12 protein-coding genes and 1 tRNA gene are annotated in these 15,331 nt (G+C 45.9%); 12 read left to right on the top strand and 1 reads right to left on the bottom strand.

Translation table 11 applies throughout. The annotated features are described in order from the left end of the window. Positions 1 to 163 precede the first annotated feature (163 nt). The 4 genes from ACT3IB_RS06135 (at position 164) to mscL (ending at position 3,283) form a co-directional block, all read left to right on the top strand. A tRNA-Lys gene (locus ACT3IB_RS06135) sits at positions 164 to 236 on the top strand. Between the two features lie 181 nt (positions 237 to 417). Next, positions 418 to 2,415 (top strand): ATP-dependent zinc metalloprotease FtsH, encoded by a 1,998-nt coding sequence (gene ftsH, locus ACT3IB_RS06130; protein ID WP_491538122.1) that lies wholly within the window; start codon positions 418 to 420, stop codon positions 2,413 to 2,415. Between the two features lie 118 nt (positions 2,416 to 2,533). Then, positions 2,534 to 2,707, top strand: coding sequence for a hypothetical protein (locus ACT3IB_RS06125; RefSeq protein WP_491538121.1), 174 nt, complete (start codon positions 2,534 to 2,536; stop codon positions 2,705 to 2,707). Between the two features lie 120 nt (positions 2,708 to 2,827). Beyond that, on the top strand, positions 2,828 to 3,283 hold the full coding sequence (gene mscL / locus ACT3IB_RS06120; protein WP_491538120.1) for a large-conductance mechanosensitive channel protein MscL: 456 nt from the start codon (positions 2,828 to 2,830) through the stop codon (positions 3,281 to 3,283). 98 nt (positions 3,284 to 3,381) lie between these two features. On the opposite strand, the gene ACT3IB_RS06115 is transcribed toward mscL, so the two are convergent. Then, a complete protein-coding gene (locus ACT3IB_RS06115) occupies positions 3,382 to 4,932 on the bottom strand; it encodes a Na+/H+ antiporter NhaC family protein (RefSeq protein ID WP_491538119.1) in 1,551 nt (516 codons plus the stop codon). 138 nt (positions 4,933 to 5,070) lie between these two features. On the opposite strand from ACT3IB_RS06115, the gene ACT3IB_RS06110 reads away from it, so the two are divergent. From ACT3IB_RS06110 to ACT3IB_RS06075, 8 genes are all read left to right on the top strand, one after another. Then, positions 5,071 to 5,838: a lysophospholipid acyltransferase family protein gene (locus ACT3IB_RS06110; protein WP_491538118.1), complete on the top strand. Its 768-nt coding sequence runs from the start codon at positions 5,071 to 5,073 to the stop codon at positions 5,836 to 5,838. 14 nt (positions 5,839 to 5,852) lie between these two features. Further along, positions 5,853 to 6,374: a class IV adenylate cyclase gene (locus ACT3IB_RS06105; protein ID WP_491538117.1), complete on the top strand. Its 522-nt coding sequence runs from the start codon at positions 5,853 to 5,855 to the stop codon at positions 6,372 to 6,374. Between the two features lie 143 nt (positions 6,375 to 6,517). Continuing rightward, positions 6,518 to 7,303 (top strand): GntR family transcriptional regulator, encoded by a 786-nt coding sequence (locus tag ACT3IB_RS06100; RefSeq protein ID WP_491538116.1) that lies wholly within the window; start codon positions 6,518 to 6,520, stop codon positions 7,301 to 7,303. A gap of 180 nt (positions 7,304 to 7,483) precedes the next feature. After that, entirely contained in the window at positions 7,484 to 8,980 is a 1,497-nt protein-coding gene (glpK, locus tag ACT3IB_RS06095; RefSeq protein ID WP_491538115.1) for a glycerol kinase GlpK, read from the top strand. Positions 8,981 to 9,030: 50 nt separating this feature from the next. Further along, positions 9,031 to 10,590: a glycerol-3-phosphate dehydrogenase/oxidase gene (locus tag ACT3IB_RS06090; RefSeq protein ID WP_491538322.1), complete on the top strand. Its 1,560-nt coding sequence runs from the start codon at positions 9,031 to 9,033 to the stop codon at positions 10,588 to 10,590. A 67-nt stretch (positions 10,591 to 10,657) separates the two neighbouring features. Beyond that, a complete protein-coding gene (locus ACT3IB_RS06085; RefSeq protein WP_491538114.1) occupies positions 10,658 to 11,425 on the top strand; it encodes an MIP/aquaporin family protein in 768 nt (255 codons plus the stop codon). A gap of 46 nt (positions 11,426 to 11,471) precedes the next feature. Next, on the top strand, positions 11,472 to 12,641 hold the full coding sequence (locus ACT3IB_RS06080; protein WP_491538113.1) for a porin family protein: 1,170 nt from the start codon (positions 11,472 to 11,474) through the stop codon (positions 12,639 to 12,641). A gap of 74 nt (positions 12,642 to 12,715) precedes the next feature. After that, complete coding sequence (locus ACT3IB_RS06075) at positions 12,716 to 15,232, top strand: glycoside hydrolase family 31 protein (RefSeq protein WP_491538112.1); 2,517 nt, start codon at positions 12,716 to 12,718, stop codon at positions 15,230 to 15,232. The last annotated feature ends 99 nt before the right edge of the window (positions 15,233 to 15,331 follow it).

Here is a 15,331-nt window from a genome sequence, read left to right as displayed (position 1 = left end):
TCTCTTTTAAATTCTAAAATACATTGAAGGTACCATTTTTTTACTGGAATCGACCAATTTCCTTCCCCGTAATACCGAAATTATGAGAAATAAAATTTTACTCAATTTTTCCTTGAAATTAGTTAGTCGAAATCCGTATATTTGGAATCTGTTTTTGACCCGAGAGTCGGTAGCTCAGTTGGTAGAGCAACGCCCTTTTAAGGCGTGGGTCGTGGGTTCGATCCCCTCCCGACTCACAATATGTAAAGAAACTCTCTCTAAGCCTCTGCTGGTTGATAGCCTCAGAGGCTTTTTTTGTATAATTCAGAGTAAAAAAAGTTAAACGGTTAATAATCTTGGAATTTAAACACCGTTAACTTTCGTTGAATGTGATACATATTTATCCAAATTTTAGTTGATTTCATTTAATTCGATTCTATGCCCGAGAATAAGAAGAAGCAAAATCCGAACAAAAACGATCAAAAAAAGAATAAAGGACTTCAGGGTCCCGGCGGTAAACATCAGTACACATTTTACTGGATTGTCTTAGCAGCGCTTTTTGGCTTTTGGTTATTCAGCTCGCAAAGCGGTGGACTTTTTGGCGGCCCTCCCACGATAGATTACAGTGAATTCCGTAATCAAATCACCTCCGGTAATGTTGAGAAGGTTGTTATTCAGGGTGACCAAGTGACCGGTGATCTTAAGCAAAAAACACAACTTAAAGCAGCCGAAAACGATACTACCCATTACAAAAGCTTTAACACCTATCTTCCTTCCTTTGGCGATGATAAGTTGATGAACATGCTCGAGGAAAACGAGGTAAAAGTAGAAACACGCCCTAAAAGTGACTTCAACTGGTGGACAGTACTGCTATGGGGATTACCGCTCATTTTCCTCATCATGATTGGCTTCCAGTTCTTCCGGCAAATGCGCATGCAGGGACAGAATATGTTCAAGATCGGAGAAAGCAAGGCCAAGCTGCAGGATGCCGAGACTGTCAACACTACATTTGATGACGTAGCCGGTCTTGAAGGGGCCAAAACAGAACTCCAGGAAGTGGTTAGCTTCCTGAAGGATCCCGATAAATTTGATTCTCTGGGAGGCGAACTTCCCCGCGGACTGTTGATGGTGGGCCCACCGGGTACCGGTAAAACACTACTTGCTCGTGCAGTAGCAGGCGAAGCAGGGGTTCCATTTTTTACAATTACCGGGTCTGACTTTATGGAGATGTTTGTTGGTGTCGGTGCCAAGCGCGTTCGCGACATGTTCAACAAGGCCAAAGAAAAAGAGCCTGCAATTATTTTTATTGACGAAATCGACTCCATCGGTCGCAAACGTGGGGCCGGACTTGGCGGCGGTCATGACGAGCGCGAACAAACGCTCAATCAACTGCTTTCAGAACTCGACGGATTCGAGAAAAACGAAGGCGTCGTCGTAATGGCAGCAACCAACCGACCCGACATTTTGGATAAGGCATTACTGCGTCCCGGGCGTTTTGATCGACAAATTACCGTACATCTGCCTACGCAGGAACATCGTGAGGAGATACTTAAAATCCACTCACAAAACAAGAAAGTTTCAGAAGGTGTGGATATGGAAGAAATTGCCCGTTCCACACCCGGCTTCAGCGGCGCCGATCTTGAGAACCTGCTCAATGAAGCTGCTCTTATTGCGGCACGGTATAAGCGAAAAGCTATTGAACAACAAGATATTGACCAAGCCCGCGACAAGGTGATGATGGGTCTTAAGCGCGAAGGCATCAGGCTCACTGACCACGAGAAAAAACTTTTGGCCTATCACGAAGCCGGACACGCTATTGTTGCAGCGGTATTACCTAATACCGATCCCATACACAAGGTAACCGTAATTCCACGCGGCAAAGCCATGGGTGTAACTATGCAGATGCCCGACAAAGAGAAGTATTTATATGAAAAGAAATACATGCTCGACCGCATGGCTGTGATGATGGGCGGACGTGCTGCAGAAAATCTCATTTTTGATACGGCCACCAGCGGTGCCGAAAACGATCTAAAACAGATTCGAAAACTGGCTCGCAAGATGGTACTCGACTGGGGTATGAGCGATAAATTTAACAACATCGCCTTCGGCAGTCAGCGCGAGCAGGTATTTCTGGGCGAACAGATGGGTAGCTCTAAAGAGTACAGCGAAAATACGGCCCGCGAAGTAGACGAGGAAGTTCTGAGAATCCTCAAAGAGGCGTATGACCGTGCCATGACCGCTATTACTGAACACAGAGATATCTTGGATAAACTTGCCGATGAACTCATTGAACACGAAGAAGTATCCGGTAGAAAAGTCATGCAGTGGCTGAATGGAGCAGCAGAAGAGGAACCGATTGAAGAAGAGACGCAAGAGAAAACCGCTGACGACACTAAATTAAAAGAGAATGAAGAACCTGCGGACGAAGAAGAATAGCGGATATACTTTTCATGCTTTAGGACTTTACTTTATATATTGTAGTAGTATCCATTTATGCAATTGAAATCGCTCGCTGCAGCTATCTTGATACTTTCTAATTAAAAGCACGTAAGTGATGACTAACTACAAAATCATCTTTGAGAGCGGAGTAACAGTAGATATTACAGCTGGAAGTATTGAATTAAACGATGTTCTCGACAAAGTTGAGGTTAAGGATGATGATGGCAAAGAAATGGAAGAACTTTATCTCAACTTCGAGGATATTTCTGCGATCATTCCACAATCGTAACCATCACGGCATTTTCTGTCCGAAATTTCTTGATCTAACCACACCTATAGGTTTTCATTCTACTTTTTCGTAACGTTAGTTCTATCAAGTAGTTAACTATTATCTATACAGGGAGGGATTATGCTTAAGGACTTTAAAGAATTTGCCATCAAGGGGAATGTAGTGGATATGGCCGTGGGTATTATCATCGGAGCTGCATTTACCGGGGTTGTTCAATCACTTGTTAAGGATCTATTAATGCCTCCGCTGGGCTTACTATTGGGAGGAGTCGACTTTTCGGAATTTTTCATCGTGCTTAAGGAAGGCAGTATTCCACCGCCGTACGCCACTGTATCTGCTGCCCAGGAAGTTGGTGCAGTTACCTTAAACTACGGTCTGTTCATAAATACTGCCATCAGCTTTCTGATCGTAGCATTTGCTGTATTTATCCTTATCCGCTATATCAACAAGCTGAAACGGCCGGAAGAAAAGCCCGAACCGGTAGCTCCATCAATAAAAAAATGCAACTACTGCTTTTCAGATATTTCCGCAAAGGCAACACGTTGTCCACACTGCACTTCGGAGTTGGAAGAATAGCCACTTAACAATTTTAGATGTAAAGCACTCAGCAACCTAACAATATATAAGATTGGGTTACGCAGCTAAGCAACGTAACCAGATTAAGAACGATCCTTTTACACAAATACTGCCACAATCAGCGTGTAGAGTACGGCTCCGATTCCCGCAGCCAAAAGTGCCAGGGGAATCTGTGTTTTTACGTGATCCATCAAATCACTACCCGTAGCCAGTGAAGAAAGAATGGTTGTATCCGAGATAGGCGAACACTGATCTCCAAAAACGCTTCCGCCTACAACCGCTCCAAAGCAGAGTGTTATAAAGAATGGATCAGGTAATATGGTCCAGGCCAATGGCATCGCCACCGGAAATACCACCGCATAGGTCCCAAATGAGGTACCAGCCGCAAACGCAATGAGCATACATAATCCCATCAAAATGGCAGGCAAAAACATGGGCGCAATGGAATCGCCCACCAGAGCAACAACATACTCGGCTGTACCCACCGATTCAGCGACCTCTTTTAATGTTACCGCCAAAGCTAACACAATAGCGCCAATCGTTACACCTTTACAACCATCCACGAAACCATCCATCACTGTTTTAAGCTCCATGCCTTTGGCCAACGCTATAAACATTCCCGCAAGTACGGCCAAGACAAAAGCCTCTGCAATCATCAGCAGGGGATCTTCGGTGTTACCCAAAAAGTAGTAGGTTATTATATAGGGAATGATTGCCACGCCAAGCAGTGTGCCTATGGGACCAAAAAAATCAACCAATCCTGAATTATAATCTTCCGGAATATCCATCTCGGTCAACTCTTTCGAAGACATCGGATCAGAACCATCCCGATCCAACTTGCCGGTTTCACGGGATCGTTGGATGGCTTCACGCATTTTCTTGCTTGGAATCCACGGCAACAGCTCCAACGCAAAAAACAGGGTCATCAGAATAGCTAGAATCCCGTAAAAGTTGAATGGAATGGCCTGAATAAAAAAGGTGACAACATCCTGATTGGTCTCAAATAGCGGAATGGTTCCTACCAACAACCCAGCAATATAGAGCGGCCAAACATTGAAGGGAATTACGGTAGCGGCCGGTGATGCCGTCGAGTCCACCATATAGGAGCTTTCCTCGTGCGAAACCCCCTGCTCATCCGAAATGGGGCGCACGGTGGCTCCCGTTAGGACCGTACTGATTGTTCCGCCTTGATGAAATATCAACCCCATTAACCAGGTAAAGAATTTTGCACTTCTGGGTCCACGCACCATTTTTTTAGCGGCCCATTCGGCAAAACGCTCAGCACCACCGGTGCGCGTCCAAATTCCAATCAATCCACCGAGCGACCACAGGTACACCAGTAAAATGAGCGCAAAATCCTCAGTTCCGATTGACGGTATCAGGTAAGCATCCACAATATTGATATTCCCGGAAATAAATCCTCCTAACACAATACCTACAAACAGAGAGCTCACCACCTCTTGTGTCCAAAAAGCCAGTACAATAGCAATTAAGGGGGGCAGTACGGATAAAAATCCATAATGATCGCCATACTTCGGTAACTCACCGGCAAAAACAACCCCTAATACAATCACAATAAGGGCTATTATTATGTTAATACGATTTCCTTTAGAAAATTGTGAAAGTATTGAATTATTGGTGTCTGTCATTCTCTTTATGGTTGTTTTTTCGAAAAGTCACCGCAATCTGTATAAAAGCCGTCATCAAATCAAACGACTATTCTCGCAATCAATCATCATTTTACTATATTAGGCTTCACCACATTTAGTGAATAGATAAGGGTCATTATGAGCTACTCGGATTTTGGCTTTACCGAATACCTGCGCAGCATTCTTGCCATCGCTACGTTTTTTCTGATCTTTTTACTCTTTACCCCGATCATTTTATTTCTACTGCTGATATCCTTTGGTAAAGCCTCGAACTTTGTTGTCGAAAAAATTGCCCCCATCATGGTACGTCCCGTGATGTGGGTTAGCGGCATCTCCTTTGATGTCAAGATGCATGCTGACGAACTAAGCAGCCCTGCCGTTTTTATCATTAATCACAGTTCAACGCTGGACGTCCTTACCCTGCTGGCGCTGGGATTGCCCAAAATACGTTTTGTAGCTAAATGGGAATTTCAGTACAATCCCATTTTTCTGATTTTAGGGCGCCTTACCGGACAAATTTTTATCAAGCGCGAAAAATCAGAGAAGGCTATTCAAACCCTCAAGAAAACACACCGTCGCATTAAACGCGATGAGCTTTCCGTGATGATGGCTCCCGAGGGATCACGCAAACATCCCGGTATCATCGGTCCCTTTAAAAAAGGTCCTTTTCGGATGGCCATGGATTTGGACTATCCCATTGTGCCCATCTATTTTGAAGGAAACCGCGACCTTAGCAAGGGCGGAACCATGATCACCAAATCAGGTCAAGTAACTGCTCACATCCATAAAGCTATTGATGTTTCGGACTGGACTGTTGATAATTTGAATGAACATATCAAAGAAGTTCGTAATCGGTATTTGGAATGGGCCGGCGTCCAGAATGATGAGGTCAGACCGATTTCATAAACAACTCCTTATTTATGAGTATCCTAAATATCGAAATTAAAGCCCGATGCAATCAGCCCAATCACATCCGCGAGATACTTAAGCAGCATAATGCCGATTTCAAAGGCACCGATCATCAAATAGATACCTACTTTGATGTACCTGAAGGAAGGCTAAAGTTGCGCCAGGGTACGATTGAAAACAACCTAATCTTTTATAAGCGCGACAATCAATCCGGACCTAAGGCCTCAAATATCAACTTGGTTCCCGCAGAACATCCCGACAAACTACTAAGCTTGCTTGATAATGCCCTAAACACTAAAGTAGTCGTAGATAAACAACGGGAAATCTACTTTATCGATAACGTTAAGTTTCACATCGATCAGGTTAAAGAACTCGGCAACTTTGTAGAAGTTGAAGCCATCGATGAAGATGGCACTATCGGGGAAGAAAGACTTCGCGAGCAGTGCCAGAAATACCTCACGCTATTTGAAATTTCGGACGCCCAACTTATCTCCCACTCCTATTCCGATATGCTTTTGAGTGCAGCAAAATAATTTTAGGTGGCAATTATATGCTTTGATCAATCTAAAAGGATGATATTAGCCTTCGATGACTAATGTGCATATTTTTTATATTCTGTAGGAATGCAATATTCCAATAAGCATCAGCGAACAGCTTAACCACAAATAATTTTCCGATGATTTCATTTTCTCCAAACAGTCCCAAGTACTATCAGATTTATGAAAAGCTGCTGGAGAAGATTCAATCCGGTGAATACGAAGAAAACGATCGTTTTCCCAGCGATACCGAACTTGTGGAGCAGTTTGATGTAAGTCGTGGAACTGTACGTGAAGCAGTTAAAATGTTGATCAATCAGGGGTATTTGGTACGCGAACAAGGCAAAGGGACATTCGTTACCTATAAGAAAATTGAACAAACATCCGATCAGCTGATTGGGTTTAGTGAGCTGATGAAACGAAATAACATCAAACCTGACGCCAAGCTTCTCCATAAAGAGATTATTACTCCGCCAGAAGAACTAAAAGATCGGATGCATTTGTCGGATAACGATAAAGTAGTGCATATAATCAGGGTTCGATATGGCGATAGCCTGCCATTAATTATTGAACGCTCCTATTTCAATTACCGTCTTTTCAAACCTATCTACGAAAAAGATCTGGAAGACAATTCTATTTTTAAATTATTATACGATCATACTGATATTCGCCTGGGCGAAGCGGTCCAGCATATCGAGGCAATAAACGCCGGAGAAACTGAGCACGACATGCTGAATATTCCCATAGGAACGCCATTACTATTGCTGAAGCGGCTTATCCAAACCAGTGAAGGAGAATATTTCCAGTATTCCGAAGATGTCTACCGAAGCGATCGCATCAGCTTTACTACAAAAACGATGTCCTACGATCGCACTCACACCGAGGCCGGATTACCCATAGATCTTGCAGATCAAAGAATATCTTAGCTTAGCCCGATTACTAAAGCGCTGTCTTGCACAATATTAGCAAGACGAAATTATTTTTTCTCTTTATAAAGATTTTTCTTGACTTATTGTAACCGGTTTCACAACTTAATTACAAGTTGTATAGACAACCATACATCAATACAAATGATCGCCATCCACAATCTTTAAAACCCGTTTCCCATGTATGATCAGTATATATTAGCACTCGACCAAGGCACTACCAGTTCCCGATCCATCATTTTTGACCGTCAAGGCGCTATTGTGGCATCAGCTCAGACCGAATTTCAACAAATTTATCCCAATGCCGGATGGGTAGAGCATAGCGGAAATGAGATATGGTCTACGCAAGCCAGTACAGTGGCCGAAGTGATTGCCAAAGCGGGTATAAACGGTAACAATATCGCAGGAATTGGCATTACCAACCAACGCGAAACTACGCTAATTTGGGATCGAAAAACCGGTAAGCCGGTTTACAATGCCATTGTATGGCAGGATCGACGAACCTCTGATTTTTGTGACAGCCTGAAAGAGCAGGGATATACCGAGATGATTCAGGAGAAAACCGGGTTGATGATCGATTCCTACTTTTCGGCTACCAAAATTCGCTGGATCCTCGAAAATGTGGAAGGCGTAAGGGAACGGGCAGAAAAAGGAGAACTGGCGTTCGGTACCATGGATACCTGGCTCGTATGGAAATTCACCGGCGGTGATCTTCATATTACGGATGCAACCAATGCCTCTCGGACCATGCTATACAATATTAGGGAGGGACAATGGGACGATGAAATTATTGACTTATTAGATATCCCCAAATCTTTATTGCCGGAAGTTAAACAGTCGAGTGAAATCTACGGGCATACGCGTACCACCATTTTCTCAAGTAAAATCCCCATTGCAGGCATAGCAGGCGACCAACAGGCCGCACTATTTGGCCAACGCTGCGTGAAGTCCGGAATGGTAAAGAATACCTACGGTACCGGCTGCTTTATGATTATGAATACGGGCGACCAATTTATTAAGTCCGAAAATAATCTTCTTACCACCATAGCCTGGGAGGTCGACGGAAAGGTTCAGTATGCATTGGAAGGCAGCATCTTCATCGGGGGTGCTATTGTGCAATGGCTGCGCGACGAACTGGGATTAATTCGTCAGTCAACCATAGTTGAAGCATTAGCTAAAACAGTTCCCGACAACGATGGCGTATACATCGTGCCCGCTTTCGCAGGCCTTGGCGCTCCTCACTGGAATCAGCATGCAAGGGGAACAATTGTAGGTATGACCAGAGGAACCAATTCGGGACACTTTGCACGAGCAGCTTTGGAAGCTATAGCGTACCAAACGCGCGATGTTCTCAAAGCCATGGAAGCCGATTCGGGCATTGATATCCGTGAGTTGCGTGTAGACGGTGGAGCCACTGAAAATGACCTACTCATGCAATTCCAGTCGGACATCCTCGGAGCTCCTGTTATTCGTCCTAAAATTCTGGAAACCACCGCCCTCGGTGCAGCCTATCTTGCAGGCCTCGCTGTTGGGTACTGGGATAGCCAAGAGGAGATCAGTGAACAATGGAAAGAAGATAATCGCTTTGAAACTACAATGGATCCCCAAAAAGCAGAGAAGTTAATTGACGGATGGGATCGTGCCCTCAAGGCAGCCAATGCGTGGTCAAAAGCATAGCACTGCAGAAAACAAATAGTAATTCTCACATTAACCATTTTGTTATGAATATTGATAGAACAACCATGCTCGATAAAGTCAAAAAAGAAACTGACTTTTGGGATATTGTCATTATCGGTGGGGGTGCAACCGGACTTGGTGCTGCTGTCGATGCCTCTTCAAGAGGTTATAAGACACTGCTTCTGGAGCAACACGATTTTGCCAAGGGAACCTCAAGCCGATCCACCAAATTGGTGCACGGCGGCGTTCGGTATTTGCAGCAAGGGAATGTTGCACTGGTTTTGGAGGCACTGAGAGAGCGGGGACTCTTAATTCAAAATGCTCCTCATCTTGTAAAAAACCAATCATTTATTGTACCCAACTACGACTGGTGGGAAGGACCTTTTTACGGTATCGGCATGAAAGTGTATGATATGCTGGCCGGCAAACTGGGGATTGGGAAATCAAAAAATCTGTCGCGGGAGAAAACCCTTGAATTGCTACCTACAATCGAATCAAAAGGCCTTAAAGGCGGCGTCATTTATTATGACGGGCAATTCGATGACTCAAGACTGGCCATCAACCTGGCGCAAACTGCTATGGATCACGGAGGCTACACTATTAACTATGCTAAAGTTACGGGACTCCTCAAAACCAATGATGCCGTGAGCGGCGTTACGGCACAAGATCAATTAACCGGCGAAGATTTCGAAGTTAACGCCCGCGCCGTCGTGAATGCTACCGGCGTTTTTGCCGACGATATTCTGGAAATGGATGACTCGGATGCCCAGGATATTATTGTGCCAAGCCAAGGCGTACATATTATGCTTGATAAAGATTTTTTGCCGGGCGATAGCGCCATCATGGTCCCCCACACCGAAGACGGCCGCGTATTATTTGCTGTACCCTGGCACGATAAAATTCTGGTCGGCACTACGGACACCCCCGTTGAATCTCCGTCCCTGGAACCCATGGCAATGGAAGATGAAGTGGATTTCATTCTGAATCATGCCAAACAATATCTTACAGGGAATCCAACACGCGATGATATCCAAAGTGTGTTTGCCGGGCTTCGTCCTCTCGTTAGCCCCAGTGGGTCGAAAGACACCGCTGACATATCACGCGATCATACTCTACTGGTTTCCCTTTCGGGACTGGTTACTATTGCCGGTGGCAAGTGGACGACCTACCGAAAAATGGCCGAAGATACTATTGATAAAGCTGCTACGGTTGCAGGACTAAATGAACAAGACTGCATTACAGAAGACCTGCGTATCCACGGTTGGCTAAAGAATGTTGATCGTGAAGAACATCTACATTACTACGGATCCGACAAGGTAGCCGTAGAGAAAATAATCGAAAGCAATCCCGAATTGGGCGAACGGCTGCATGAGCGCTTGCCCTATCTAAAAGCCGAAGTTATCTGGGCCGTACGAAACGAAATGGCGATTACCGTCGAAGACGTATTGTCGCGCCGCACGCGTGCTCTACTTCTTGATGCCAAAGCCAGTATTGAAATGGCTCCTGAAGTAGCACGCCTCATGGCCCAAGAAGCCGGCCACGATGAACAATGGCAGAAAGAACAAGTGAAAGAATACAAAGCGATAGCTGATCGATATATTTTCACATAACGATGCATTTTCAAATAGAAAAAAGTGTAACACACATTAAAACCTCACTCCCTTAACACCTATTCTCATGTCTCCATATATCGCAGAAATAATAGGAACAGCCATTCTCATGCTCCTTGGAAATGGCGTAGTCGCTAATGTATTACTAACCGAAAGCAAAGGAAAAGACAGCGGGTGGATTGTCATTACCTGGGGATGGGGGATTGCCGTTTTTGTCGCCGTCTTTGTGGTCGGGCAATTCAGCGGGGCCCACATTAATCCCGCAGTAACCGTGGGCCTTGCCGGAGCCGGTCTGTTTGAATGGGCACAAGTCCCATTTTATATACTTTCTCAACTACTGGGTGCAGCTATAGGAGCCCTACTTGTTTGGCTGGCGTATAAAGATCACTTTGCACAAACCGAGGACAGTAATTTAAAACTGGCCGTTCACTCTACCATACCCGCCATTCGAAACTATCCGAACAATGTGATGACCGAAGCTATCGGCACAATCATGCTTGTCTTCGGCGTATTTTACTTGGTCGAACCAGGCTTTATCTCTTCCAACGGAGATATGCTGAAAACCATCACTATCAATGGACAGCAAATTGGATTTGGCCTTGGATCCCTTTCAGCTCTCCCCGTAGGGCTGTTAGTCCTTGGAATCGGATTATCACTTGGCGGACCAACAGGATATGCGATCAATCCCGCCCGAGATCTTGGGCCTCGCATCATGCACGCGATTCTCCCAATCCCCGGCAAGCGAGACAGCGACTGGGCATACTCCTGGGTCCCGGTTGTAGGGCCAACCTTAGGCGCCCTGCTTGCCGCCGGACTCTACCTGTTGCTTCAGTAGCAGATCCTCCAACGCCTTCATCTTCATCCACTAACCAATTTATACTATGGAAAAATCAACCTTCTATGCCCGAACTATAGGTCTTCTTTTGCTCGCAAGCACTTTATTACCCTTTCAAAGTACTGCTCAAGATGTTTCGTTCAACACTAATGGCTGGCAAGCCCAACTAACCGGTGATTTTCCGGTATTTCTTGTTGGCTCTAACCACCGGGATTACAGCATTGGAAACAGTGATCAGTTTTCCACCAGAATTATGTCGGGATTTAACCCCGCAAACCTGACCGTTAGTATTACGGCACCTACCCAGAAAGGCCTTACCGTTACAGGAATTGTACAAATCAATACGCACCTGCAAGGTCCCGGCATCCAAAACGACGGGTTGTTCGAAAGCCGTATTGCACAAATTAAGATCGCAGGTAATTTTGGGACCATCCATGCCGGCAAGGGATTCGGTATTTTCAACAGTACCTCTATTGGTGACAATGGAAGTGGGCTGGGCGTAGGCCGATTCGGCGGGCCTGATGCCGCTGATGCGACTCTCGGACGCATTGGAACCGGCTATACCTATGCCAATTTCAATCCCCGGCTAACCTACACCACTCCCGAAATCAACGGCTTTACCATTAAAGCAGGATTAATAAATCCGGAAAAGCCAAACGGAAGTGGAAACCGATCCGCTGACTTGGAAACGGCCACCCCCCGCATAGAAGCACAAATACATTACAATAGAGCATTTGATTTCGGTGACCTGCAATTTTGGAGCAGCGGCCTTCACCAAAATGTGGAGGTCATCAGTCAGGATTTTTCCTATGCATTTTCCGGATGGGAACTGGGATCAAAACTTCAAACAGGAGCCTTGACGCTGCTCGGGTCCTACTCCATCACCAACAGTATAGGTGCCGATGGCCTGATTGGACTAAACATTTCGGGGGGCACCGGCTTGGATCAAGCTGATGTTAACGCAAGTCAGTGGTACCTCGAAGCGACCTACGACTTCAAAGATATCCTGATCGGCGGCAGTTTCGGGGAGGGGGATCAAGACTCCGAAACAACACCCGTGGGCTCATCCCCGGCTATCAAAAACCAGCTGGCTATGATTTTTGCCCGCATGCCGGTTACCGATAACCTAATGCTGATGATGGAACTCCAGGATTTCTCCTCCGATGCACAAGCCGATTATCAGGCGGTAATATTCGGAACTCAGTTCTCTTTTTAAAATAGAATCCTGCGTTGTATTAATGCCATGTTTTTATATTTTCGGGAGTCCTTTGTGAATTTCAGCATTACACCATGGCCAAAACCGATCCCGAAGCGAAACAGAAGCAGTCCGAAGAAAGTGATCAGCGAAAAAATGACGTCAGATACCGGCGTCGGCCCGAGGCCATTGCCGAGCATCAGACCCAAGGGCAACACGTTCTGGTCTGCTCCGAAAATGATATTAAGCTGCATATTACCGTCCTTACTGATGAAATCATCAAGCTGAAGTACGTACTTGAAGGTGATCGCCCCTCTGATTTTTCCTACGCTATTGCGCCAGACTTTCATCCCGATAATCCTGAATTTGCGGTACGCGAAACAGAAAAATACATCGAAATAGCTACTGAGAAGCTCCTTTGTCGAATATCTCAGAAGGATATGAAGGTTAGCTTTCTGGATATCGATGGTACCCTACTCTGTGAAGATGCCAAACCGTTCCGTCGCAAAGACAGCATCATGCAGGGCGTTACCGAAGTAAAAGTCACCAAGGAAGCACCCGATGAAACCCAATACTTTGGACTGGGTGATAAAATTACAGACAACGGTACTTTGCGCGGACAATCATTTGAAAACTGGAATACCGATGCCTACGCTTATGAGCTGGATGAGCATCGCGATCCGCTCTACCGGAGTATCCCTTTTTATCAAGCACTTAATAGCGATGGCAACGCCTACGGAATTTTCCTGGATAACACCTACCGCTCCCATTTCGATTTTGATTCAAAAAATAACAAGACCTGCACCTTTTCGGCCGAAGGCGGATGCATGAACTACTACTTTATCTATGGTCCGCAGCTCACCTCCGTTTCTGAACGCTATGCCAAGCTTACCGGCACGCCCGAGCTGCCGCCCCTCTGGGGACTCGGCTACCACCAGTGCCGGTGGAGCTACTATCCCGAAGAGCGGGTCCGGGAGCTGGCCCAATCCTTCCGCGAAAAGGAGATTCCCTGTGATGCCATCTACCTTGATATCGACTACATGGACGACTACCGCGTGTTCACCTGGAATAAGGATCGCTTCCCGGATCCGAGGAAATTAATCAGCGATCTTAAAGTAAATGGCTTCGAAACCATTGTCATGATCGATCCGGGCATCAAAATTGATAAGAATTATGAAATATACCAGCAGGGGTTGGAAAATGACTATTTTTGCAAACGCCCTGATGGTGAGCTCATGATCGGACCCGTTTGGCCGCCCAAAACCGTATTCCCCGACTATACGAACCCCAAAGTGCGTCAATGGTGGGGCAACCTCTATAAAGATCTGCTGACCGACAAAGGCGTCAGCGGCGTATGGAACGACATGAACGAACCCGCCGTCTTTGAGGTCAAAGCGAAAACCTTTCCCGATAATATCCGCCACCATTTTGACGGACAACCGGCCAGTCACAAGAAAGCCCATAACATTTATGGCATGCAGATGGCCCGCGCTTCGTACGAAGGCATCAAAAAACATAACAAAGATAAGCGCCCCTTTCTGTTAACCCGCGCCAACTTTTCGGGCGGACAACGCTACGCCGCCCTGTGGACCGGTGACAATATCGCCAACTGGGAGCACCTCCGTCACGCCCTCGAGCAGTGCGTGCGGCTCAGCATCTCCGGCTATTCCTTTGTGGGCACCGATATCGGCGGCTTTGTCGAGCAACCCAGCGCCGAACTCTTTACCCGATGGCTGCAGCTGGGGGTTTTCCATCCGTTATTTCGCAACCACACCATGGGCTACGAAGAAGAAGGCGCCGATGTCGTTAAAGAAGACCAGCAAAAACAGAAAAAACTGCAATCCGATGCCGATCAGGAACCCTGGACGTTCGGCCAAAAACATACCGACATCAACCGCTCGGTTATCGAACTTCGCTACCGCCTGCTGCATTACCTTTACACCGCATTTCGCCAATACGTAGAGCACGGCACCCCGATATTACGTCCTGCAGCCTTCCACAACCAAGACGATGCCAAGACCATATATTCGAACGATACCTTTTTGTTTGGGGATAAGATTCTGGTTGCGCCTGTTATCAAAAAAGGTGCCCGCGGCAGAAAAACCTACCTCCCCCCGGGCAAATGGTTCGACTATCGCACAACCAAGCTTCTCGAAGGCGGGAAAACCCACACCGTTAAAGCACCCATTTCTGATATTCCATTTTTCATCAAGGCCGGCACAGTGCTCCCCCTTCGCGAAGTGATGCAATATACTTGCGAAAGCGATCCCGAGCTGCTGGAGCTGAATGTATACTACGGAGAGCAAGAAAGCGAAAGCTATCTGTATGAGGATCAGGGAAAAGGGTTTACTCACAACGAGGGCAACTACCGTTTGAGCACATTTCGATTTGAATCGAATCCCCAGAAAAAAACCGTAACGCTGACAGCCGATCGAGAAGGCACTTTTGTTCCGGCATATGATACGGTAAAAATCAATCTCGTCGGGCTGCCGTTCGAACCGGTAGGCATTGAAGCAGATAGCCGATCGGTTTCCATCCGCATAACATCAGAAGACCAATCGGTATACACTTTTGAGGTCAATCCTGATTTTACAACCATCTCCGTATACTGATATCCCTGATGGCTGTCGCAGGGATTCCCCTATTTTTTCGATCTCACCTCATTATTATTCTGTAACTACTTGTTTTCAATATATTTATATCTAATAATA

This window comes from Fodinibius sp. GM21 (genome assembly GCF_058386955.1).
This window is presented reverse-complemented; position numbering and strand designations above follow the sequence as displayed.

What these genes read in the sequence shown, in the direction of transcription:
- ftsH (WP_491538122.1), top strand. Translation starts at nt 418, where the DNA reads ATGCCCGAGAATAAGAAGAAGCAAAATCCGAACAAAAACGATCAAAAA.
- ACT3IB_RS06125 (WP_491538121.1), top strand. Translation starts at nt 2,534, where the DNA reads ATGACTAACTACAAAATCATCTTTGAGAGCGGAGTAACAGTAGATATT.
- mscL (WP_491538120.1), top strand. Translation starts at nt 2,828, where the DNA reads ATGCTTAAGGACTTTAAAGAATTTGCCATCAAGGGGAATGTAGTGGAT.
- ACT3IB_RS06115 (WP_491538119.1), bottom strand. Translation starts at nt 4,932, where the DNA reads ATGACAGACACCAATAATTCAATACTTTCACAATTTTCTAAAGGAAAT.
- ACT3IB_RS06110 (WP_491538118.1), top strand. Translation starts at nt 5,071, where the DNA reads ATGAGCTACTCGGATTTTGGCTTTACCGAATACCTGCGCAGCATTCTT.
- ACT3IB_RS06105 (WP_491538117.1), top strand. Translation starts at nt 5,853, where the DNA reads ATGAGTATCCTAAATATCGAAATTAAAGCCCGATGCAATCAGCCCAAT.
- ACT3IB_RS06100 (WP_491538116.1), top strand. Translation starts at nt 6,518, where the DNA reads ATGATTTCATTTTCTCCAAACAGTCCCAAGTACTATCAGATTTATGAA.
- glpK (WP_491538115.1), top strand. Translation starts at nt 7,484, where the DNA reads ATGTATGATCAGTATATATTAGCACTCGACCAAGGCACTACCAGTTCC.
- ACT3IB_RS06085 (WP_491538114.1), top strand. Translation starts at nt 10,658, where the DNA reads ATGTCTCCATATATCGCAGAAATAATAGGAACAGCCATTCTCATGCTC.
- ACT3IB_RS06080 (WP_491538113.1), top strand. Translation starts at nt 11,472, where the DNA reads ATGGAAAAATCAACCTTCTATGCCCGAACTATAGGTCTTCTTTTGCTC.
- ACT3IB_RS06075 (WP_491538112.1), top strand. Translation starts at nt 12,716, where the DNA reads ATGGCCAAAACCGATCCCGAAGCGAAACAGAAGCAGTCCGAAGAAAGT.